A 20,584-nucleotide genomic window follows, 5' to 3' on the forward strand; every position below is an offset into this window, starting at 1 on the left:
AGCACCTTCCACGTGAACGATTCGCCACGTCGCAGCCCGAACTCCAACGCGAGCAAGGGCGGCAGCCCGAACCCCAACGGGGGCAAGGCCGGCAAGCCGTACCGCCGTCCCAAGAAGGACCCGGTCCGCATCCTCGCCTTCGAGGCCCTGCGGGCCGTCGACGAGCGCGACGCCTACGCCAACCTCGTCCTGCCCCCGCTGCTCCGCAAGGCGCGCGAGGGCGGGAACTTCGACGCCCGCGACGCGGCGCTGGCCACCGAGCTCGTCTACGGGACGCTGCGCCGCCAGGGCACGTACGACGCGATCATCGCGGCCTGCATCGACCGGCCGCTGCGCGAGGTCGACCCGCCGGTGCTCGACGTGCTCGCGCTCGGCGCGCACCAGCTGCTCGGCACCCGGATCCCCACCCACGCCGCGGTTTCCGCGAGCGTGGAGCTGGCGCGCGTCGTGCTGGGCGACGGGCGGGCCAAGTTCGTCAACGCCGTCCTGCGGAAGATCTCGGCGGACGACCTCGACGGCTGGCTGGAGAAGGTCGCGCCCTCCTATGAGGACGACGCCGAGGACCACCTCGCGGTCGTCCACTCGCATCCGCGCTGGGTCGTCTCCGCGCTCTGGGACTCCCTCGGCGGTGGCCGGGCCGGCATCGAGGACCTCCTGGAGGCCGACAACGAGCGGCCCGAGGTGACCCTGGTCGCCCGCCCCGGCCGCTCCACCACCGACGAACTCCTCGACGCGCTCGGCGAGGAGGGCGGCCTGCCCGGCCGCTGGTCGCCGTACGCGGTGCGGATGGCCGAGGGCGGCGAGCCCGGCGCCCTCGACGCCGTACGGGAGGGCCGGGCCGGTGTCCAGGACGAGGGCAGCCAGCTCGTGGCCGCCGCTCTCGCCAACGCCCCCTTGGAGGGCCGGGACGAGCGCTGGCTGGACGGCTGCGCGGGCCCCGGCGGCAAGGCCGCCCTGCTCGCCGCCCTGGCCGCCGGGCGCGGCGCCGCGCTGCTCGCCTCCGAGAAGCAGCCGCACCGCGCCCGCCTGGTCGAGCGCGCGCTGGCCGGCAACCCGGGCCCGTACCAGGTCATCGCGGCCGACGGCACACGCCCGCCGTGGCTGCCCGGGTCCTTCGACCGCGTCCTGGTCGACGTGCCCTGCTCCGGGCTCGGTGCCCTGCGCCGCCGTCCGGAGGCCCGCTGGCGCCGCCGCCCCGAGGACCTGGAAGGCTTCGCTCCGCTCCAGCGCGGGCTGCTGCGCGAGGCCCTGTCGGCGGTCCGGGTCGGCGGTGTCGTCGGGTACGCCACCTGCTCACCGCACCTGGCCGAGACCCGGATCGTCGTCGAGGACGTCCTCAAGGGCCGCGGCGGCGCCGAGCCCGTCGAGGCCGAGTGGATCGACGTACGCCCGCTGATGCCCGGCGTCGCGGGCCTGGGCGACGGACCCGACGTACAGCTGTGGCCGCACCTGCACGGCACGGACGCGATGTACCTCGCGCTCCTGAGGCGCACCGCCTGACCGGACGGGCTCGGATGCGTCCGGGCCCGAACTCGACGCCCCCGTACGGGAGTTGAGCGGATCCCGTTTGCGACGAAAGGGCTCCGGCAGCGTGCCCGGGCAGCCAAAGGACCACGTCCCGCGGCCTTCCGGATCCGCAGGATCGCCCGGTCCGTACGGATCCGGACAGGCTTCGACCGGCACCGTGGCAGGCAAGTTGCCCAGGGCATGGCAGGCTTGGGGCATGGCTCAGATCAACCCCAGCATCCTTTCCGCGGACTTCGCCAGGCTGGCCGACGAGGCAGAGGCCGTCCAAGGCGCCGACTGGCTGCATGTCGATGTGATGGACAACCACTTCGTGCCCAACCTCACGCTGGGGGTGCCCGTCGTGGAATCCCTCAGCCGGGCGACCAAGACGCCGCTGGACTGCCATCTGATGATCGAGGACCCGGACCGCTGGGCCCCGCAGTACGTGGAGGCGGGGGCCGGCTCGGTCACCTTCCACGTGGAGGCGGCGGCGGCTCCGGTCCGGCTTGCCCGGGAGATCCGCGCCAAGGGCGCCCGCGCCTCGATGGCGCTGAAGCCCGCGACGCCGATCGAGCCGTACGAGGACCTGCTTCCCGAGCTCGACATGCTGCTGATCATGACGGTGGAGCCGGGCTTCGGCGGCCAGTCCTTCCTCGACATCATGCTGCCGAAGATCCGCCGGACCCGTGAGCTGATCAGCAAACACGGACTTGAACTCTGGCTCCAGATCGACGGCGGCGTCTCGGCCTCCACGATCGAGCGCTGCGCCGAGGCCGGAGCGGACGTCTTCGTCGCCGGTTCGGCCGTCTACGGGGCCCACGACCCGGCCGAAGCGGTGCGCACCCTGCGCTCCCTGGCTGAACAGGCGACGGCGCTTGCCCCCTGGGCATGCGCACACTGAGCCGCCACTGAGTGAACGGAACCCTTCGGGGCTGATCAAGGACCGTTGGATCTGACAGGATGAACAGCGAGTCCGGTGCGTGAACAGCAGTTGTGAACAGCAGTGAGGAGATCGCGGTGTCTGCAATGTCGGCGGGTCGGTCAGCCCTGCGGATGGGACCCGCGGAGCTGGTGCAGGCGGCGGCCATGGCCCGCCGCTTCTACCTGGAGGGCAAGTCCAAGATCCAGATCGCCGAGGAGTTCGGCGTGAGCCGCTTCAAGGTGGCTCGGGTCCTGGAGACCGCCCTGGAGCGGGATCTCGTACGGATCGAGATCCGTGTCCCCGCCGAACTGGACGCGGAGCGCTCCGATGCCCTGCGCGCCCGGTACGGACTGCGGCACGCGGTCGTCGTCGAGTCGCCGGCCGACGGCGAGGAGACCTCGCCCGACCCGGAGAACCTCGGCGAGACGGCCGCCGACCTGCTCGGCGAGCTCGTCAGCGAGGGTGACGTCCTGGGCCTTGCCTGGGGCCGCTCCACCATCCACATGGCCGCCGCCCTCGACCGGCTGCCGCCCTGCACGGTCGTCCAGCTGACCGGCGTGTACGACGCGGGCACCGCCGAGCGCGGCTCCGTCGAGGCCGTCCGCCGGGCCGCCCAGGTCTCCGGCGGCGAGGCCCACCCCATCTACGCCCCGATGCTGCTGCCCGACCCGGCCACCGCCGCCGCGCTGCGCAACCAGACCGGGATCGCCCGCGCCTTCGAGTACTTCGACAAGGTGACGGTCGCCGCGGTGTCCATCGGCTCGTGGGAGCCGGGCATTTCCACGGTCCACGACATGCTGACCGACGAGGAGCGGGCGCACTACGCCTCGCTCGGCGTCGCCGCCGAGATGTCCGCGCACCTCTTCGACGCGGAGGGCCGCCGGGTCGGCCGCGACCTGGGGGAGCGCTGCATCACCGTCGAGGCGGACCGGCTGCGCCGCATCCCGGAGGTCGTCGCGATCGCCGGGGGCCAGCGCAAGGCCGCGGCGATCGACGCGGTGCTCCGCTCGGGCCTGGTGACCAGCCTGGTCACGGACACGGCCGCGGCCGACTTCCTCCTCAACGAGACCGGGCCCAAGCCGCGGCCCGCGCTCGACCGCGCGGACCCGGACGGAATCTGAGGTACCGGGGGCCTGCGCCCCCGGTACCGCACGTCTCACGTGCCGTAGACCCGCTCGGCGTTGCCCGCCGACACCAGCGCCGCCACCCGCTCCGCGTCCGCGGCCGACCACGCCCCGGACCCGGTCCAGCCGTTCAGGAGCCGGTCCAGGGCCTCCCGGTAGAGCCGCGCCCCCACGACGTACAGCTCCGCGAGCCCGTACGCGTCGGTCGAGAACAGCAGCTTGCCGAACGGGGCCAGTTCGAGGAACTCGGCGAGCACCGCCTGGGCCCGCGCCCCGGTGTGCGTGAGCGAGAGGCCCACGTCCGCGTACACATGCGGGTACACCTGCGCCAGATAGGCCGCGTTCCGGTGGTACGGGTAGCCGTGCAGCAGGATCACCCGGCAGCCCGTCGGGCGCACCGCGCGGATGAAGTCGGTGAGCAGCAGCGGATCGCAGCGGTGCAGCCTGAGGTCGGGATCGCCGAACCCGGTGTGCAGCTGGAGCGGAAGTCCCGTCCCGGCCGCCGACCACAGCAGATGGCGCAGCAGTACGGGCGAGGTGATCCGGCCGGCCCCGGCGGCCAGCCAGCCCGCGGTGGCCGCGCGGAGCTCGGCCGGGCCCGGCGGCTCGGGGGAGAGGTCGAGGCCGTAGCGGTATCCGGCCACCGATTTGAAGCCCGCCGCGGTGCGGGCCGCGGCGCCGATCGCATCGGCGAGGGCCGTCAGGAACTTGTCCGGATCTCTCGCCTCCTCGGCGACGCGCTCCGCGAGAAGTTCCAGGCGTACGATCTCGCGCGCCGTGGCCCCGCTCGCCTCGGCCAGCTCGGCCGGGCTCGTCAGGTCGCCGGGCAGCCCCGTGTCGACCAGGAACGTAGTGATGCCGCTGGCGCTCAGGAGCAACCGGTTTGCCTCCTGGGCGCCCAGTTCGCGGCGGCGGGCCAGATAGCGCTCCGGCGGGCAGTGCGCGTCGAGGCCGAGCAGCGGCGGGCACCAGCGGCGCACCGCGAAGCCGAGCTGGGTGTCGAAGAAGCTGGTGCCGCTTGCGGCCGGGGCGTCGGACTCGGTCAGGAACGCCTCGAAGGCGGCGTCGTCGGGGTCGGAGCGCAGCACGCCGTGACAGTGGTGGTCGACGAGCGGCAGCACTCAGTACCTCCCGCGCGTGGCCTCGGCGATCTCCTGCGGGCTGCGGCCGTCGAAGAGCTTCGTCTCGGCCTGGCGCACCGAGACGATCGCCTCGAAGAGCCGGTCGCCGAGCGCCTCGCGCAGCACCGCCGACTCCGTGAAGTGGCTCAGCGCCTCGGGCAGCGAGGCGGGCAGCCGCTGGGAACCTTCGGCGTTGACGGGGTCGCCCGACACCGGCTCGGGCAGGCGCAGGCCCGCGTCGAGCCCGGCGAGCCCGGCCGCGATCAGCGAGCCCGTCACGAGGTACGGGTTGGCGGCCGGGTCGAACGACTTGACCTCGGCGTTCGCCGCCCCCTCGGCGCCGGGCGGCCCCGCGACGAACCGCAGCGCCGCCTCCCGGTTCTCCGGGCCCCAGCACTGGAAGGCCCCGGCCCAGCGGGACGGCGCGAGGCGCAGATAGCTCGCCGGGGTCGGGGCGCCGATGGCGAGCAGCGCGGGCAGCGCGTCGAGGATCCCGGCGAGGAAGGCCTCGCTGGTCGACGTCATCTGGCAGGGGCCGTCGCCGCCCCGGCACAGGTTGCGGCCGTCCTGCCAGAGGCTCAGGTGGACATGACCTCCGTTGCCGACGCCCTCGGGGTCGACGACCGGCCCGAACCACGGGGTCAGGCCGTGCTGGAGCGACACCGCCCGGATCGTCTCGCGGACCAGCACCGCGAGATCCGCGGCCCCCACGGGGTCCGCCGGGGCGACCGACACCTCGAACTGGCCCGGCGTGTACTCCGGGTGGATCTGGAGCACCTCGACGCCCTGCGCCTCCAGCGCGCCGACCACATCACCCACGTACGCCGAACGCTCGACGACCCGCGCCATCCCGTACGCCGGGCCCGCCAGCGGCGGGTCGACGATCCACTCCGTCTCGAAGCCCATCCGCAGCTCGATGCCGCGCTCGGCGGCCCGCTCGGTCATCCGGCGCGCGAACTGCCGCTGACAGGCGTCGTACGGCTGCCCCGACTGCTCGAAGCGGTCGATCGGCGCCCACGCCCAGCCGGGCTGGGCGGCGAGCACGGTGAGCCGGTCGAGATCGGGGATCAGGCGGAGGTCGCCGTCGGGGCCGCCGATGTGGAGGCTGCTGGTGACCGAGTCGTCCACCAGGTACACGTCGAAGACCGGCGACATGCCCACCCCGTGGGCCGCGACCTGGGCGAGCCGCGTGGTCGGCACGACCTTGACGCGGGTGAGGCCCGCGACGTCCACCCAGGTCAGCGCCACCGTCCGCACCCCCTCGGCGGTCAGCCTGGCGGCCGCGAGCCCCGCCTCCTGCGCCCGCCGTTGTGCCTGCTCCCGCTGTGCCGTGCTGTGACCCTGCTCCACCGGTTCAATCCCTCCCGCCGCGCAGTCCGATGACCGTCGCGACCGTGTCCGCATCCGAGGCCCTCTTGTCCTCGCGATAGCGCACTACCCGTGCGAACCGCAGTGTCACCCCTTCCGGGTACCGCGATGATCTCTGTACGCCGTCGAAGGCCACCTCGACGACGAGTTCCGGCCGCACCCGCACACCCCAGGGCTCCTCGGCCACCGTCAACTCCCGCAGGCGCTCGGTCTGCCAGGCGAGCAGCGCGTCGGTGAGCCCCTTGAACGTCTTGCCCAGCATCGCGAACGTGCCGTCCTCGCGGCGCGCCCCGAGGTGCAGGTTGGACAGCGTGCCAGTGCGCCGGCCGTGCCCCCATTCGGCCGCGAGGACCACCAGGTCCAGCGTGTGCACGGGCTTGACCTTCAGCCACGAGGCGCCGCGCCGGCCCGCCGCGTACGCCGAGTCGAGCGCCTTGAGCACCACGCCCTCGTGTCCGCGCTCCAACGTCGCGGCCTCGAACTCCTCGGCGCCGCGCCGCAGTCGGGGATCGGCCGGATCCGACACCACGAACCGCCGTACGCGCCGAGGCTCGGGCGCGATGCGGGCGAGCTCGGCATGCCGCTCGTGCACGGGCAGGTCGAGCAGATCCCGGCCGTCCACCGACAACAGGTCGAAGAAGACGGGGGAGAGCGGCAGCCGGTCCTGGGCGCCCTCGACATCGAGCCGGGAGCCGACGCGTCCGGCGATGTCCTGGAACGAACGGGGCCGCCCGTCGGGACCGAGGGCGATCACCTCGCCGTCGAGTACGGCCTGTCGTGCCGTCAACTCCCTTGCGGCAGCGACCACTTCGGGCAATCGCTCGGTGATCTCGTCAAGGGTGCGGGTGAAGACCCGTACCGCGTCCCCGTCCTTGTGGACCTGGGCGCGGATGCCGTCGAGCTTCTCCTCGACCGCGCACGGGCCGAGCCGGTCGAGCGCCTCGGCGACGTCCTTCGCGCTCTGCGCGAGCATCGGCAGGACGGGGCGGCCCACGTCGAGCCGGAAGGCGGCGAGCGCGGCCGGGCCCTCGGCGAGCAGCGCCCGGGCCACCGTGCCGAGCGAGCCGCCCAGCATGACCGCGCGCCGCACGTCCGCCGCGGGTGCGCCGGCCGCCGCCGCGAGCCCCTCGACGGCCGCCGCGTCCAGCGCGCCCTGCCGCACCTCGCCGGTGATCAGCGCGAACAGGAAGCGCTGCTCCTCCTCGGTGGCCGCCCCCATGAGCTCCCCGGCCAGCCGTTTGCGCTCCCCCTGGGCGCCCTTCCCGGCGACGGCCGAGATCGCGTCCAGCCGCTCGTCGACCTCGCGCACGGTGAGCCGGGCCGAAGCGGCGGGCGGCGGCCGGTCCTTGAGGGTGTTCCACCCGAGTCCGGTACGCCGCTGGGGCAGCCGCCCGGCAAGATACGTGACGACCAACGGCGCCTCGTCCGGCTCGGTGGCCGAGAACAGCCGGGCAAGGAGCGCGGACTTCTCCGAGCGCGAGGAGGTGGCGGCGATCTCGGCCGAGGTTCTGGCCACGTCGGCGAGCAGCATGGATCCATCGTGACCGGGGACTTCTGGGTACGCATTCGCTCGTACCGCCATTGGATGGGAGCATCAGAGCATGATCAACAGGTTTGCCCGGATCGCCCTCGCCTCGGTCCTCGCGTGCCTCGCCGTGCTGCTCGTCGGCTGCGGAGGCAAGGACAGCGCGAAACCGGCGGGAGCGGGGCCGTCCGTCTCGTCCTCCAAGTCCGGCTCCGCCCCCAAGCCCTCCACGGCCGCCTCGACACCCGCCTGGGCCAAGGGCATGGCCACGGTCCCGGCGGACCGGCTGCCGCCCGAGGCGCGCCAGACCCTCAAGCTCATCGACAGCGGCGGCCCGTTCCCGTACAGCAAGGACGGCGTGGTGTTCGGCAACTTCGAGAAGCTGCTGCCGCAGCAGAAACGCGGCTACTACCACGAGTACACGGTGCAGAACCCGAAGTCCCGGGACCGCGGCGCATGGCGCATCGTCACCGGGCAGGGCAAGGAGTTCTACTGGACCGACGACCACTACAAGAGCTTCAAGGCGGTGCTGCGATGACGGCCGACCCGTTCAGCGGCCTGCTCGCCGGCGCCCGCGCCGAGGGCTGGTCCACGGTGCTGCTCGACCTGACCGGCGTCACCGGAAAGCCCGCCCTGATGGACCGCTTCGCCCGCGCCCTGGACCTTCCCGACTGGTTCGGCCGCAACTGGGACGCGCTGGCCGACTCCCTGGGCGACCTCCCCGCGGGCGGGCGGGGCCTGCTCCTGGTCGTCACCGGCTGGCAGGCATACGCCGAGGCACGCCCCGAGGAGTGGGCCGTCGCCCGGGAAATCCTGGACTCGGCCACGGGTCCGGAGCTCTGCGCGGTGCTGGCGCTCGGAGGATCGCACTAGGCCCGACGTCCCAGCCCTGGACGATCGGCCCGGGCGGCGCAATCGTACGAACATGGGACAATGAACTACGTGCTTTTCCCCTGGCTGAAATGCCTGGGGCCACCTCGAACGACTGGGATGTTCAGCACGTGCGTTTCCTCAACGACATCAAGCCGCCGTACGACCTGACGTACGACGATGTTTTCATGGTGCCGAGCCGCTCCGCGGTGGGCTCCCGCCAGGGCGTCGACCTGGCCTCCCCCGACGGCACGGGCACCACCATCCCGCTCGTCGTCGCCAACATGACCGCGATCGCCGGCCGCCGCATGGCCGAGACCGTGGCCCGCCGTGGCGGCATCGTCGTGATTCCCCAGGACATTCCGATCGAGGTCGTCACCGACGTCATCTCGTGGGTCAAGACGCGTCACCACGTGCTCGACACCCCGATCGTCCTGGCCCCGACCCAGACCGTCGCCGACGCGCTGGCCCTGCTGCCCAAGCGGGCCCACAACGCGGGCGTCGTCGTCGACGCCGACCAGAAGCCGGTCGGTGTCGTCACCGACGCCGACCTGACGGGCGTCGACCGCTTCACCCAGCTGTCCGAGGTCATGTCCAAGGACCTGCTGCTCCTCGACGCGGACATCGACCCGCGCGAGGCCTTCAACAAGCTCGACGGTGCCAACCGCCGCTACGCCCCCGCCGTGGACAAGGACGGCCGCCTCGCCGGCATCCTGACCCGCAAGGGCGCCCTGCGCGCGACCCTCTACACCCCGGCCACCGACGCCAACGGCAAGCTGCGCATCGCCGCCGCCGTCGGCATCAACGGCGACGTGGCCGGCAAGGCCAAGCAGCTCCTGGACGCCGGCGCGGACACCATCGTGGTGGACACCGCGCACGGCCACCAGGAGTCGATGATCGCCGCGATCAAGGCCGTGCGCGGCCTCGACCCGCAGGTCCCGATCGTCGCGGGCAACATCGTCGCCGCCGAGGGCGTGCGCGACCTCATCGAGGCCGGCGCCGACATCATCAAGGTCGGTGTGGGCCCCGGCGCCATGTGCACCACCCGCATGATGACGGGCGTCGGCCGGCCGCAGTTCTCCGCGGTCCTGGAGTGCGCCGCCGAGGCCAAGAAGTTCGGCAAGCACGTGTGGGCCGACGGCGGAGTGCGCCACCCGCGCGACGTCGCCATGGCGCTCGCCGCCGGTGCCTCCAACGTCATGATCGGCTCCTGGTTCGCCGGTACGTACGAGTCCCCGGGCGACCTCCACACCTCCGCCGAAGGTCACCTCTACAAGGAGTCCTTCGGCATGGCCTCCGCCCGCGCCGTCAGGAACCGTACGAGCGACGAGTCCGCCTACGACCGGGCCCGCAAGGCCCTGTTCGAGGAGGGCATCTCCACCTCGCGCATGTTCCTCGACCCGGCCCGCCCGGGCGTCGAGGACCTGATCGACTCGATCATCGCGGGCGTCCGCTCCTCCTGCACGTATGCGGGTGCGTCCTCGCTCGCCGAGTTCGAGGAGAAGGCGGTTGTCGGCATCCAGTCCGCGGCCGGCTACGCCGAGGGGAAGCCGCTGCACGCGAGCTGGAGCTAGTCGCTCGACCCCGGTACGTCCCGGAGCCCCCGCGATTCCGTTCGCGGGGGCTCCGGCACGTGCGGGGCCAGTGCCTTCGCCACCGCCGAGCCGAGGAGCGCATGCCCCTCGTCGTTCGGGTGCAGGCCGTCGGCGAGGTGGTCCGGGGTCAACAGGGCCTGTCCGGACAGTAGTTGGAGGGTGCGGTCGCCCTTCGCGATGAGATGGCGCGTCGCGGTCTCCATGGCCTCCCGCAGCTCCGCCAGCGTCGCGCCCAGGGCGTTCGGGGTCTCTTCCGCTTCCGGGCGCAGGAGCGGGGAGACCAGGAGCAGCGGGGTTTTCGGGTGGCCCCGGCGCACCAGGCGCAGGAACGCCAGAGTTGTCTCGTGCATCAGTGTGGCCGAAAAAGGTATGCGCGACCAGCAGTTGGTGCCGAAGGCGAGCGTGATCACGTCGGCCGGGAGCCGCGCCAGCTGCTCGGCGGTGGGGAGTTCGCCGCGCGCCGCGCCCGCGTAGCCGAGGTTCACCGTGTCCAGGCCGAGCGCGCGGCCCACGACGGCCGGCCAGGCGTGCGCGGGCCGGGTCGACCACCAGCCCTCCGTGATGGAATCCCCGTGCACGAGCCAGCGCGGCCCACGCGGCGCGGGCGTGATCGTGCCGCCGATCGCGCGCACGCCCAGCACCACCGGGGAGCAGCTCTCGGGGGGATGGAGCGTGAACAGGCCGTCGGGGCACGGGAGTTGGATCGAGACGACTCCCTCCTCGGCCGGGGCGGCGGCGGTCTCGTGGACCAGGTGATCGCCCTCCCAGAGCGCGAAGGTGTGGGCGAGCCCGGCCAGCGCGTCGTCCGGCTCCGGCACCCGCGCGCGGTAGCGGATCTCCACCACCGAGGCGCCCCGCGCCGTGAACTCGACCCGCATCCCGATGGGCAGCGCGGCCCGCTCGCCGGTGTCCCACGGCAGCCGCATCGCGTCGTCGGGGTCCGCGCGCACCGGCCGCCCATCGGCGTCCAGCCAGGCCACCCCGCGCAGAAAAGGGCCCGGATCAAGCCAGTGCATGGCCCCCTCGCGCGGCACGTCCAGCTCCATGGGGCGCGACCCTGCAACAGGCCTGACGAAGTGTCAAGGCAGGCCCGTGACCAGAACCACTGGACAGGGCCGTGAACAGGGCCCTGAGCAGGGCTTGCGCACGGATCGAACGTTGATGTGCAACAAACACCCATCCGTCGCTCTTGCGCGCAATGATCAACCGCCGATGCGCAAGGTTGCTGCATTACGACCGGGAAGCGGAAACCCATAAGGTTCTCGCCGTACGTGGAGTGGCGGGGATCGCCTGCTCGGCGGAACCGGCCACGGGAAGGCTCCATGCTGCCCGAAATATCCCCCTGTGCGGGAAGGCCGGACCGTCGCGGTCGCCCGCCGCCAATTGGCAGCGATAAGGAGCCACCTCAGTGTTGGATCACGGCGCAGCGCCACCTTCGACCGATGCCCCCGCCGCCGGGGGCCCGCGCCCCGGTCGCGGTCTGATGCGGCGCAAGCCGGTGGAAACGCTGGTCGCGGAGGGGGGTCAGGGTGAGGGTGGCTCGCTGAAGCGGACGCTCGGCATGTGGCAGCTGACCATGATCAGCATCGGTGCGACGCTCGGCACCGGCATTTTCGTGGTACTCGGAGAGGCCGTCCCCAAGGCTGGACCCGCCGTCACCGTCTCCTTCGTGCTCGCCGGTCTCACGGCGCTCTTCTCCGCCCTGTCCTACGCGGAACTCGCGGGCTCCATCCCGGTCGCGGGCTCTTCGTATTCGTACGCTTACGCAACGCTCGGTGAACTCATCGCCTGGATCTGCGGCTGGTGCCTGATCCTGGAGTACGGCGTCTCGGTGGCGGCGGTCGCCGTCGGCTGGGGGCAGTACCTCAATGAATTCCTGGACGGCACGATCGGCGTCACCATCCCCGACGCGCTGTCCGCGCCGCCCGGCGACGGCGGGATATTCAACCTGCCCGCGCTGATCGTCGTGGTCCTCGCGATGGGCCTGCTGCTCGGCGGCGCCCGCGAGTCGGCCCGCATCAACACCATCATGGTCGGCGTGAAGATCGCCGCCCTGGTGCTGTTCTGCGTGATCGGCTTCATGGGCTTCAAGTCGGGCAACTACTCGAACTTCATGCCGATGGGCACGGCCGGTGTGAGCGGGGCCGCCTCGACGCTGTTCTTCTCGTACATCGGCTTCGACGCGGCCTCCACGGCCGGTGAAGAGGCCAAGAACCCCAAGCGTGACCTGCCCCGCGCGATCATGCTCTCGCTGGTCATCGTCACCGCGCTCTATGTGCTCGTCGCCTTCGTCGCCGTCGGCGCCCGCCCCTGGAAGCAGTTCGAGGGCTCGGAAGCGGCGCTCGCCGGGATCATGAAGGACGTCACCGGTCACTCCTTCTGGGCCACGCTGCTCGCGGCCTGCGCCGTGATCGCCATCGCCAGCGTCGTCCTGACCGTGCTCTACGGCCAGACCCGCATCCTCTTCGCGATGTCCCGCGACGGCCTCGTCCCCAAGGTGTTCGCCAAGGTCAGCCCGCGCAGCGGAACCCCGGTCGCCAACACCGTCGCTGTGTCGCTGTTCTGCGGCGTGCTCGCCGCGGCCGTGCCGCTCGGCAACCTCGCCGACGCCACCAGCATCGGCACGCTCTTCGCCTTCGCACTGGTCAACGTGGCCGTCGTCATCCTGCGCCGGACCCGCCCCGACATGCCGCGCACCTTCCGCGTGCCGCTCGGCTGGGTCGTCCCGATCCTCGGCTTCGGCACCTGCGGCTACCTGATGTGGAACCTGCCCGGAGTCACCTGGGAGTACTTCGGATACTGGATGGCCGCCGGTCTCGTGATCTACTTCGGATACGGCTACCGCCGTTCCAGGCTGGCCACCGCCTCACAGAAGTGATCCACCCGCAGTGCGACTGAATGACCTCGATGAACGCATCGTCCACGCGCTCGCCGAAGACGCCCGGCGCTCCTACGCCGACATCGGCTCCCTGATCGGCCTGTCCGCGCCCGCCGTCAAGCGGCGCGTGGACCGGCTGCGGGCCGAGGGCGCCATCACCGGGTTCACCGTCCGCGTGGACCCGGCGGCCCTCGGCTGGGAGACCGAGGGGTTCATCGAGATCTACTGCCGTCGCAACACCTCGCCCGACGCGATCAAGCGCGGGCTTGAGCGGTACCCCGAGGTCGCGTCCGCCTCCACCGTCACCGGTGAGGCGGACGCGATCGTCCAGGTCTTCGCCTCCGACATGCGGCACTTCGAGCGGGTCCTTGAGCGGATCGCGGGCGAGCCGTATGTGGAGCGGACCAAGTCGGTGCTGGTGCTTTCGCCGCTGTTGCGGCGGTACACGTCGGGCTCGCCCGCGTAGCCCTTCGGGAGGGGCCGGCGCAGCGCACCGGAACCGTCTAGCCCTTGGGCTGCTCGTACACCGGCTGCCACGGCAGCACCTTGAAGTCGCCGGTCCCTTCCTTGACCTTCTCGAAGGGCGCCGAGCTCATGCACTTCGGCAGCTGCTGCGTCTCCGCATCCTTGCCTATCCAGCTGTAGCCGAGCCGGTCGTGCTTGCCCAGGTCATTCACGGTGACGCCGACCCGCTTGCCCTTGAACGGGGTGTCCGAGTCGGTCACGACACCGGTGACCACCGCGACCTTCCCGCCCGTCACCAGGCAGTCCACCTTCGCCTTCGCCCAGCCGGACGTCCCGTTGGGGAAGACGTGCTTGAACGTGAACGTGCCGTACGCCGCCTCCGGGTCCATGTTGTCCTTGGCCGCAAGGTGGGCGTCGAAGCTGAACGTGATGTCGTCCCCGGCCGGCCGGTACAGCTTCGCGGTGCCGGTCAGCGCCGCGGCCTCTCTGGGCGTGTGGCCGTCGGCTCCGTTCCCGGCGGCCGTCGCGCCTCCGGTGACCACGGCTGCGATGAGGAGGGCCACGCCCAGGGCGAGGACACGGGTGCGGGTGGGGGCGAACGCGGTGCGGGGCATGGCAGGACCTTCCGTACGGTCGTGAGATGCGGGCGGCCCGGTCGTTCCGGGCAATGACCAGCCTTCCGCGCCCGGCGGCCCGGCACATCGCACCAGGGAGTGGACCGTTTCCCCCGCGCGGGGGAGGCGCACCTGGGACCTGAGGCGTAAGGGCGGCGTCAACGCGGCGCAACGAATCGCCGGGGATTGGCGATCATGCGCAATGAATCATGCGGCTGCACGCAACGGTGGCGCCTTGTCCGGGCCGAACGGCGGAACGTACCGTCTATTGACCCCACCCCGCACTTCCGCCCCTGCCGAGGACTGCCCATGTCGCCGCTGCGCACCGCCCTGCTCCAGAGCTCCGGCCGTCTCTCGGACGTCGCCGCGAATCTGAAGACGCTGGACGAGGCGGCCGGGCGGGCGGCGGAGACCGGCGCCGGGCTGATCGTCTGCCCCGAGCTCTTCCTCACCGGATACGCCATCGGCGACGACGTGGCGGCGCTCGCCGAGGCGGCCGACGGCCCCTCCGCGCAGGCCGTCGCCGACATCGCGGTACGCCACGGCCTGGCCGTCGTCTACGGCTACCCCGAGCGCGACGGCGACACCGTCTACAACGCGGCCCAGCTCATCGGCCCCGACGGCAGCCGCCTCGCGAACTACCGCAAGACCCACCTCTTCGGCTGCTTCGAGCAGGAGGCGTTCACGCCGGGCGACAAGGCGGTCGTCCAGGCCGAGCTGAACGGCCTCCGCATCGGCATGATGATCTGCTACGACGTGGAGTTCCCGGAGAACGTACGGGCGCACGCCCTGGCCGGCACCGACCTGCTCCTGGTGCCCACCGCGCAGATGCACCCCTTCCAGTTCGTCGCCGAGTCCGTCGTCCCGGTCCGCGCCTTCGAGAACCAGATGTACGTCGCGTACGTCAACCGGACCGGTCCGGAGGGCGAGTTCGAGTTCGTCGGGCTGAGCTGTCTGGCCGGGCCCGACGGCACCGCGCGGGCCCGCGCCGGGCGGGGCACCGAACTGGTCGTCGGCGACGTCGACCCCGAGTTCCTGGCCGCCTCGCGCGCGAACAACCCGTATCTGCGCGACCGCCGCCCCGGCCTCTACGCCTCCCTCGTCTGAGCCCCCCACCCCCTGAGCCCAGGGTCCCCGAGCCCCGGGCCGTGGGGCCCTGCCCCCTCAACTTCCGTACTGTGCAAGGAGTCCGTACCCCATGACGTCCACGGTGCCCACCGCCGTCCAGCACATCGACGAGCAGCCGCCCGTCACGATGTTCGGGCCGGACTTCCCCTACGCGTACGACGACTTCCTCGCGCACCCGGCCGGGCTCGGCCAGATACCCGCGACCGAGCACGGCGCCGAGGTCGCGGTCATCGGCGGCGGCCTCTCCGGCATCGTCGCCGCGTACGAGCTGATGAAGATGGGCCTCAAGCCCGTCGTGTACGAGGCCGACCAGATCGGCGGCCGGCTGCGCACCGTCGGCTTCCCGGGCTGCGACCCGGAGCTCACCGCCGAGATGGGCGCCATGCGGTTCCCCCCGTGCTCCACCGCGCTCCAGCACTACATCGACCTGGTGGGCCTGGAGACCAAGCCCTTCCCCAACCCGCTCGCGCCGGACACCCCCTCGACGGTCGTCGACCTCAAGGGCGAGTCCCACTACGCGACGTCCGTCGACGAGCTGCCGCCCGTGTACCGCGAGGTCATGGACGCGTGGAACGCCTGTCTCGAAGAAGGCGCCGACTTCTCCGACATGAACCAGGCGATCCGCGAGCGCGACATCCCGCGCATCCGCGAGATCTGGGCGAAGCTCGTCGACAAGCTCGACAACCAGACCTTCTACGGCTTCCTCTGCGAGTCGGAGGCCTTCAAGTCCTTCCGGCACCGCGAGATCTTCGGCCAGGTCGGCTTCGGCACCGGCGGCTGGGACACCGACTTCCCGAACTCCATCCTGGAGATCCTGCGGGTCGTCTACACCGAGGCCGACGACCACCACCGCGGCATCGTCGGCGGCTCCCAGCAGCTGCCGCTGCGCCTGTGGGAGCGCGAGCCGGAGAAGCTCGTGCACTGGGCGCCGGGCACCTCCCTCTCCTCGCTGCACGACGGCACGCCCAAGCCCGCCGTGACCCGCCTGCACCGCACCGCGGGCAACCGCATCACGGTGACGGACGCGGACGGCGACATCCGCACCTACCGTGCGGCGATCTTCACCGCCCAGTCCTGGATGCTGCTCTCCAAGATCGCCTGCGACGACTCGCTCTTCCCGATCGACCACTGGACGGCGATCGAGCGCACCCACTACATGGAGTCCTCCAAGCTGTTCGTGCCGGTCGACCGGCCGTTCTGGCTCGACAAGGACGAGGAGACCGGCCGGGACGTCATGTCGATGACGCTCACCGACCGCATGACGCGCGGCACCTACCTGCTCGACAACGGGCCGGACAAGCCCGCCGTCATCTGCCTCTCCTACACCTGGTGCGACGACAGCCTGAAGTGGCTGCCGCTGTCGGCGAGCGAGCGCATGGAGGTCATGCTCAAGTCGCTCGGCGAGATCTACCCGAAGGTCGACATCCGGGGCCACATCATCGGCAATCCGGTGACGGTCTCCTGGGAGAACGAGCCGTACTTCATGGGCGCGTTCAAGGCGAACCTGCCCGGGCACTACCGCTACCAGCGCAGGCTGTTCACCCACTTCATGCAGGACGCGCTGCCCGAGGACAAGCGGGGGATCTTCCTCGCGGGGGACGACATCTCCTGGACGGCGGGGTGGGCCGAGGGCGCGGTGCAGACCGCGCTGAACGCGGTGTGGGGTGTCATGCACCACTTCGGTGGTACGACCGATGCGGGTAACCCCGGGCCGGGGGATGTTTACGACTCGATCGCTCCGGTCGAGCTTCCCGAGGACTAGCCCCCTCGGGGCTGGGGCACCCGGTGGCTCTGCCTCCGGGCCCCGTCGCGCCTTAGGGGCGCTCGTCCTCAAACTGCCCCAAGGCCTTGAGGGCCAGGGGCACACCCACGACGGTCGTTCGGGTGCGGGCACGGCCGTGGCTGGTCGCGCAGTTCCCCGCGCCCCTGGCAGGGCTGATGCAAGCACCCCTGGGAACAAGCGAGTTGGGGCTGAACCCCTGCGGGCTGCAATCCCCCGCCGGCGACCGTCGGGTTGTGCGGCAGCCCCCTCCGCAGGTCTACAGACCCGCCGCCCGGGCCACCCCGTACACCTCCGCCGCCACGTCCTTCAGCTCCTCCGCGTCCCGGGCGGAGCCCTGGAGGTCCAGGAGGAACTCGCCTATGCCGTCCACCGCGTGGGCCGCGACGTCCTCGACGATCTGGGCCGCGCTGCCGGTGAACGGAGGCCTGTCCGCGCCCTCGAACGGCTTGGCCGAATAGCGGGTGTTGACCCGCACGCACACCTCGATCGGCCGTTCACGGCCGCGCTCCTCGGCCAGGTTCTTCAGCCTCGTCCACTCCTCGGTGAGCTGGGCGGCGCCCTGGGCCGCGGGCAGCCAGCCGTCCGCGCGGTCCACCAGGCGGCGCGCCGACCTCGGGCTCATCGCCGGGAGGTAGACCGGGATCGGGCGGGCCGGCTTGGGGCCGACGACCGAGGGGGCGATCGTCGTCAGCTCGCCCTGGTACGCGACCGGATCGGGGCCCCACACCGCCGCGCACACGTCCAGCAGCTCGTCGAGGACCTTGCCGCGCTTCTCGAAGGGCGCCACGCCCGCCGCCGCGTACTCGTCGTGCGACCAGCCCGTGCCGAGCCCGGCGACCACCCTGCCACCGCTCGCCGCGTCCAACGAGGCGAGCGAGCGCGCCAGTTGGAACGGGATGTGCAGCGGGGCGATCAGGACGCTGGTGCCGAGCCGGGCGCGCTCGGTCGCGGCCGCCGCCAGCGTGAGGGTGACCAGCGGGTCGGCGACCGAGCGGTAGATGTCGGGCCAGGGCAGGCCCTCGACGCCGTACAGCCCCTGTGTCGCGGGCTCGGGGAACAACACCCGCTCGAAGACCCAGAGGCTCTCGAAACCGATCTCCTCGGCCGCCCGCGCCACCGCGGGCACATCGCGGCCGATGTCGTACTGCCTCATCTGCGGAAGGCCGAGTCCGAGCCGGATTGCCATGGAGCGCTCCTCAGTCGGGAAGGGAAAGGCCGGGAACCGAACGTCAGTCGTGAACCGAAAGCGGTGTCAGCAGACATCGGGTCACCAGACCCACGCCCGCGTCCAACCGATCTGTGAACTCCTGGGCCAGGGCCGGAAGTTCCCGCAACTGCCACAGGACTTTCGCCGCGGACCAGGAGGCGTCCCGCGCCCGCTCCAGACTCCACGACGCAAGGAGGTGGGTCATCGGATCGGCCACCTCGAACAGGTCGGGGCCCGGCATGAGCTCCTCGCGGATCCGCTCCTCAAGGAGCGTCAGCGTGTCGCCGACCCGGTCGAAGTCCCGCTCCAGGAGGGCGGGTTCGCAGTCGAGCGAGCGGCAGCAGTCCACCACGGCGAGCGTCAGGTCGTGCCCGATGTGCGCGTTGATCCCGGCCAGCGCGAACTGCAGCGGCCGCACGCCCGGATGGCGCCGGTACTGGAACAGCGGACGCCAGCAGTCCGGTGGGAGCCGGCCCGCCGAAGCCGCCTCCACGGCCGCGAGATAGCGCCCGGCGAAGAGCACGTCGAGCGTGGCCGCGGCCGCCGGGTCGGCGAAGCCGCCGTGTGCGATGAGCCGGGAGATCTCCTCGGTCACCGTCAGGTAGACGCGGTTGAAGACCGCGATGCCGTCCCGGGCCGGCAGATCGGCCCGCAGGGCGCGCATCCGCCGGACCACGGGATCCAGCGACGCGGCGAACCGGTGGGTGCGCGCGAGGTGTCCGGTCTGCGTCGATCCCGTCTGCGTCCATACGGTCTGCGTCATGGGGGCAGCGTCCCAGCCCGCCCCCGCGCCGAGCACCGCCGTAAGGGGGCTTGACCGGAACGGATGAACCGGGACACTCCCGGGGCTGCGGGCTACGCGTCCTTCTCGTACGACGACGTGCCCGAATCCAGCAGCGGCTCCTGCTCCTTGAGGTGGGCCGGGGCCAGCGCGCGCAGTACGTGGTAGCCGGTGATGACCACGACCGTGCCGAGTGCGATGCCGCTGAGCTGGAAGTTCTCGGTGAACTTCAGGGTGACGTTGCCGATGCCGATGATGATGCCCGCGGCGGCCGGCACCAGGTTCAGCGGGTTGCGCAGATCGACCTTCGCGTTGATCCAGATCTGCGCGCCGAGCAGGCCGATCATGCCGTACAGGATGACGGTGATGCCGCCGAGCACGCCGCCCGGGATCGCCGCGACGACCGCGCCGAACTTGGGGCACACGCCGAAGAGCAGCGCGAATCCGGCGGCGGCCCAGTAGGCGGCGGTCGAATAGACGCGGGTGGCGGCCATGACGCCGATGTTCTCGGAGTACGTGGTGTTCGGCGGGCCGCCCACGGCGGTCGACAGCATGGAGGCGGCGCCGTCGGCGGCGATCGCGGTGCCCAGCTTGTCGTCGAGGTCGGCGCCGGTCATCTCGCCGACGGCCTTGACGTGGCCCGCGTTCTCGGCGATAAGGGCGATGACGACGGGCAGCGCCACGAGGATCGCCGACCATTCGAAGCTCGGCGCGTGGAAGCCCGGCAGCCCGATCCAGTCGGCCTTGCCCACGCCCGAGAGGTCAAGGCGCCAGTGGTCCACGGCCTCCGTGCCGCCGTGCACCGAGTGGATCTTCCCGAAGACGCGGTCGAGCAGCCAGGACACGCCGTACCCGAAGATCAGCCCGAGGAAGATCGCGATCCGGGACCAGAAGCCGCGCAGGCAGACCACGGCCAGACCGGTGAACAGCATCACCATCAGTGCCGTCCACTGGTCCTGGGGCCAGTACGTGGAGGCGGTGACCGGCGCCAGGTTGAAGCCGATCAGCATGACGACGGCGCCCGTGACGACTGGCGGCATCGCGGCGTGGATGATCCGCGCGCCGAACCGCTGCACCGCGAGGCCCGCGAAGAACAGCACCACTCCCACGACGAAGACCGCGCCGGTCACAGTGGCGCTGGTGCCTCCGGTGGCCCGGATCGCGGCGGCGACGCCGACGAAGGAGAGCGAGCAGCCGAGGTAGCTGGGCACCCGGCCCTTGGTCGCGAGCAGGAAGATGACCGTCGCGATGCCGGACATCATGATCGCGAGGTTGGGGTCGAGACCCATGAGTACGGGTGCGACGAACGAGGCGCCGAACATCGCGACCACGTGCTGCGCGCCGAGGCCGATCGTGCGCGGCCAGGAGAGCCGTTCGTCGGGGCGTACGACGGCTCCTGGAGCGGGGGTCCGCCCGTCGCCGTGCAGGGTCCAGCGCACGCCGAGGCGCATGGGTCGCTCCAGTTCGTCCGAAGGGGTCGGTGACTCGAAAAGTCTCGAAAAGATCAGGCCAAATATTAATGCCGGATCAAGGGCCCCATCGCCAGGGCGGCAGGGCCGAAGGTCCCATCCGTGAATCCGGGTCCGGGGCATTGTCAGCCGGAGCACTGGGCTCTACGCTCACACGGTCTTGTTCGTGAATGTGATTCAGATACATGACCATATCTAGTAAGTCTGCCCGCCATTCGCCCTGACATC

At 71.5% G+C, this 20,584-nt stretch carries 18 protein-coding genes; 10 read left to right on the forward strand and 8 right to left on the reverse strand.

The features are described 5' to 3' along the window. Window positions 1-12: 12 nt before the first annotated feature. From ACSHXC_RS32000 to ACSHXC_RS32010, 3 genes are all read left to right on the forward strand, one after another. Window positions 13-1,500: an RsmB/NOP family class I SAM-dependent RNA methyltransferase gene (locus ACSHXC_RS32000; RefSeq protein ID WP_438294856.1), complete on the forward strand. Its 1,488-nt coding sequence runs from the start codon at window positions 13-15 to the stop codon at window positions 1,498-1,500. A gap of 223 nt (window positions 1,501-1,723) precedes the next feature. Continuing rightward, window positions 1,724-2,407, forward strand: coding sequence for a ribulose-phosphate 3-epimerase (rpe, locus tag ACSHXC_RS32005; protein ID WP_438294857.1), 684 nt, complete (start codon window positions 1,724-1,726; stop codon window positions 2,405-2,407). A 92-nt stretch (window positions 2,408-2,499) separates the two neighbouring features. Beyond that, entirely contained in the window at window positions 2,500-3,549 is a 1,050-nt protein-coding gene (locus ACSHXC_RS32010; RefSeq protein WP_438294858.1) for a sugar-binding transcriptional regulator, read from the forward strand. A 35-nt stretch (window positions 3,550-3,584) separates the two neighbouring features. On the opposite strand, the gene ACSHXC_RS32015 is transcribed toward ACSHXC_RS32010, so the two are convergent. From ACSHXC_RS32015 to ACSHXC_RS32025, 3 genes are read right to left on the reverse strand one after another with little or no spacing between them, the layout of a single operon-like run. Further along, window positions 3,585-4,673 (reverse strand): amidohydrolase family protein, encoded by a 1,089-nt coding sequence (locus ACSHXC_RS32015; RefSeq protein WP_438294859.1) that lies wholly within the window; start codon window positions 4,671-4,673, stop codon window positions 3,585-3,587. Continuing rightward, window positions 4,674-6,023 carry a glutamine synthetase family protein gene (locus tag ACSHXC_RS32020; RefSeq protein WP_438294860.1) on the reverse strand — a complete coding sequence of 450 codons (1,350 nt, stop codon included), beginning with the start codon at window positions 6,021-6,023 and terminating at the stop codon, window positions 4,674-4,676. A gap of 4 nt (window positions 6,024-6,027) precedes the next feature. After that, window positions 6,028-7,572, reverse strand: coding sequence for an ATP-dependent DNA ligase (locus tag ACSHXC_RS32025; protein WP_438294861.1), 1,545 nt, complete (start codon window positions 7,570-7,572; stop codon window positions 6,028-6,030). 70 nt (window positions 7,573-7,642) lie between these two features. Between ACSHXC_RS32025 and ACSHXC_RS32030 the strand changes: the two genes are divergently transcribed. The 3 genes from ACSHXC_RS32030 to ACSHXC_RS32040 all read left to right on the forward strand — a co-directional run bounded on the left by ACSHXC_RS32030 (window position 7,643) and on the right by ACSHXC_RS32040 (window position 10,010). Further along, window positions 7,643-8,104 carry a ribonuclease domain-containing protein gene (locus ACSHXC_RS32030; RefSeq protein WP_438294862.1) on the forward strand — a complete coding sequence of 154 codons (462 nt, stop codon included), beginning with the start codon at window positions 7,643-7,645 and terminating at the stop codon, window positions 8,102-8,104. Continuing rightward, complete coding sequence (locus tag ACSHXC_RS32035) at window positions 8,101-8,439, forward strand: barstar family protein (protein ID WP_438294863.1); 339 nt, start codon at window positions 8,101-8,103, stop codon at window positions 8,437-8,439. The genes ACSHXC_RS32030 and ACSHXC_RS32035 overlap by 4 nt, the downstream gene beginning before the upstream one ends. Before the next feature lie 89 nt (window positions 8,440-8,528). Continuing rightward, window positions 8,529-10,010, forward strand: coding sequence for a GuaB1 family IMP dehydrogenase-related protein (locus ACSHXC_RS32040; RefSeq protein WP_438294864.1), 1,482 nt, complete (start codon window positions 8,529-8,531; stop codon window positions 10,008-10,010). On the opposite strand, the gene ACSHXC_RS32045 is transcribed toward ACSHXC_RS32040, so the two are convergent. Continuing rightward, window positions 10,007-11,077: a GDSL-type esterase/lipase family protein gene (locus ACSHXC_RS32045; protein ID WP_438294865.1), complete on the reverse strand. Its 1,071-nt coding sequence runs from the start codon at window positions 11,075-11,077 to the stop codon at window positions 10,007-10,009. The genes ACSHXC_RS32040 and ACSHXC_RS32045 overlap by 4 nt on opposite strands. 362 nt (window positions 11,078-11,439) lie before the next feature. Here ACSHXC_RS32045 and ACSHXC_RS32050 point away from each other — a divergent pair, with 362 nt between their 5' ends. Next, window positions 11,440-12,909: an amino acid permease gene (locus ACSHXC_RS32050; RefSeq protein WP_438294866.1), complete on the forward strand. Its 1,470-nt coding sequence runs from the start codon at window positions 11,440-11,442 to the stop codon at window positions 12,907-12,909. A 10-nt stretch (window positions 12,910-12,919) separates the two neighbouring features. Further along, the gene (locus ACSHXC_RS32055; RefSeq protein ID WP_053724485.1) at window positions 12,920-13,375 is read left to right on the forward strand and encodes an Lrp/AsnC family transcriptional regulator; all 456 of its coding nucleotides are present in this window, start codon (window positions 12,920-12,922) and stop codon (window positions 13,373-13,375) included. A 37-nt stretch (window positions 13,376-13,412) separates the two neighbouring features. Here ACSHXC_RS32055 and ACSHXC_RS32060 read toward each other — a convergent pair whose 3' ends face one another. Next, a complete protein-coding gene (locus tag ACSHXC_RS32060; RefSeq protein ID WP_438294867.1) occupies window positions 13,413-13,988 on the reverse strand; it encodes a hypothetical protein in 576 nt (191 codons plus the stop codon). A gap of 309 nt (window positions 13,989-14,297) precedes the next feature. On the opposite strand from ACSHXC_RS32060, the gene ACSHXC_RS32065 reads away from it, so the two are divergent. Together ACSHXC_RS32065 and ACSHXC_RS32070 are read left to right on the forward strand one after the other, a co-directional pair. After that, window positions 14,298-15,095, forward strand: a complete 798-nt coding sequence (locus tag ACSHXC_RS32065) for a carbon-nitrogen hydrolase family protein (protein WP_438294868.1) — start codon at window positions 14,298-14,300, stop codon at window positions 15,093-15,095. 91 nt (window positions 15,096-15,186) lie between these two features. Beyond that, window positions 15,187-16,878, forward strand: coding sequence for a flavin monoamine oxidase family protein (locus ACSHXC_RS32070; RefSeq protein ID WP_438294869.1), 1,692 nt, complete (start codon window positions 15,187-15,189; stop codon window positions 16,876-16,878). A 277-nt stretch (window positions 16,879-17,155) separates the two neighbouring features. Here ACSHXC_RS32070 and ACSHXC_RS32075 read toward each other — a convergent pair whose 3' ends face one another. The 3 genes from ACSHXC_RS32075 to ACSHXC_RS32085 form a co-directional block, all read right to left on the reverse strand. Beyond that, window positions 17,156-18,085 carry an LLM class F420-dependent oxidoreductase gene (locus ACSHXC_RS32075; RefSeq protein ID WP_438294870.1) on the reverse strand — a complete coding sequence of 310 codons (930 nt, stop codon included), beginning with the start codon at window positions 18,083-18,085 and terminating at the stop codon, window positions 17,156-17,158. A gap of 43 nt (window positions 18,086-18,128) precedes the next feature. After that, window positions 18,129-18,869: a DUF5995 family protein gene (locus tag ACSHXC_RS32080; protein WP_438294871.1), complete on the reverse strand. Its 741-nt coding sequence runs from the start codon at window positions 18,867-18,869 to the stop codon at window positions 18,129-18,131. Window positions 18,870-18,961: 92 nt separating this feature from the next. Further along, entirely contained in the window at window positions 18,962-20,338 is a 1,377-nt protein-coding gene (locus tag ACSHXC_RS32085; protein ID WP_438294872.1) for a uracil-xanthine permease family protein, read from the reverse strand. Window positions 20,339-20,584 lie beyond the last annotated feature (246 nt).

The sequence above is a fragment of the Streptomyces sp. HUAS TT7 genome, assembly GCF_051550175.1.
Classification (GTDB): Bacteria; Actinomycetota; Actinomycetes; order Streptomycetales; family Streptomycetaceae; genus Streptomyces.

Coding starts and splice junctions, on each gene's coding strand:
- ACSHXC_RS32030 (WP_438294862.1), top strand. CDS start 7,643: ATGATCAACAGGTTTGCCCGGATCGCCCTCGCCTCGGTCCTCGCGTGC.
- ACSHXC_RS32035 (WP_438294863.1), top strand. CDS start 8,101: ATGACGGCCGACCCGTTCAGCGGCCTGCTCGCCGGCGCCCGCGCCGAG.
- rpe (WP_438294857.1), top strand. CDS start 1,724: ATGGCTCAGATCAACCCCAGCATCCTTTCCGCGGACTTCGCCAGGCTG.
- ACSHXC_RS32075 (WP_438294870.1), bottom strand. CDS start 18,085: ATGGCAATCCGGCTCGGACTCGGCCTTCCGCAGATGAGGCAGTACGAC.
- ACSHXC_RS32080 (WP_438294871.1), bottom strand. CDS start 18,869: ATGACGCAGACCGTATGGACGCAGACGGGATCGACGCAGACCGGACAC.
- ACSHXC_RS32085 (WP_438294872.1), bottom strand. CDS start 20,338: ATGCGCCTCGGCGTGCGCTGGACCCTGCACGGCGACGGGCGGACCCCC.
- ACSHXC_RS32040 (WP_438294864.1), top strand. CDS start 8,529: ATGCCTGGGGCCACCTCGAACGACTGGGATGTTCAGCACGTGCGTTTC.
- ACSHXC_RS32025 (WP_438294861.1), bottom strand. CDS start 7,572: ATGCTGCTCGCCGACGTGGCCAGAACCTCGGCCGAGATCGCCGCCACC.
- ACSHXC_RS32070 (WP_438294869.1), top strand. CDS start 15,187: ATGACGTCCACGGTGCCCACCGCCGTCCAGCACATCGACGAGCAGCCG.
- ACSHXC_RS32065 (WP_438294868.1), top strand. CDS start 14,298: ATGTCGCCGCTGCGCACCGCCCTGCTCCAGAGCTCCGGCCGTCTCTCG.
- ACSHXC_RS32045 (WP_438294865.1), bottom strand. CDS start 11,077: ATGGAGCTGGACGTGCCGCGCGAGGGGGCCATGCACTGGCTTGATCCG.
- ACSHXC_RS32060 (WP_438294867.1), bottom strand. CDS start 13,988: ATGCCCCGCACCGCGTTCGCCCCCACCCGCACCCGTGTCCTCGCCCTG.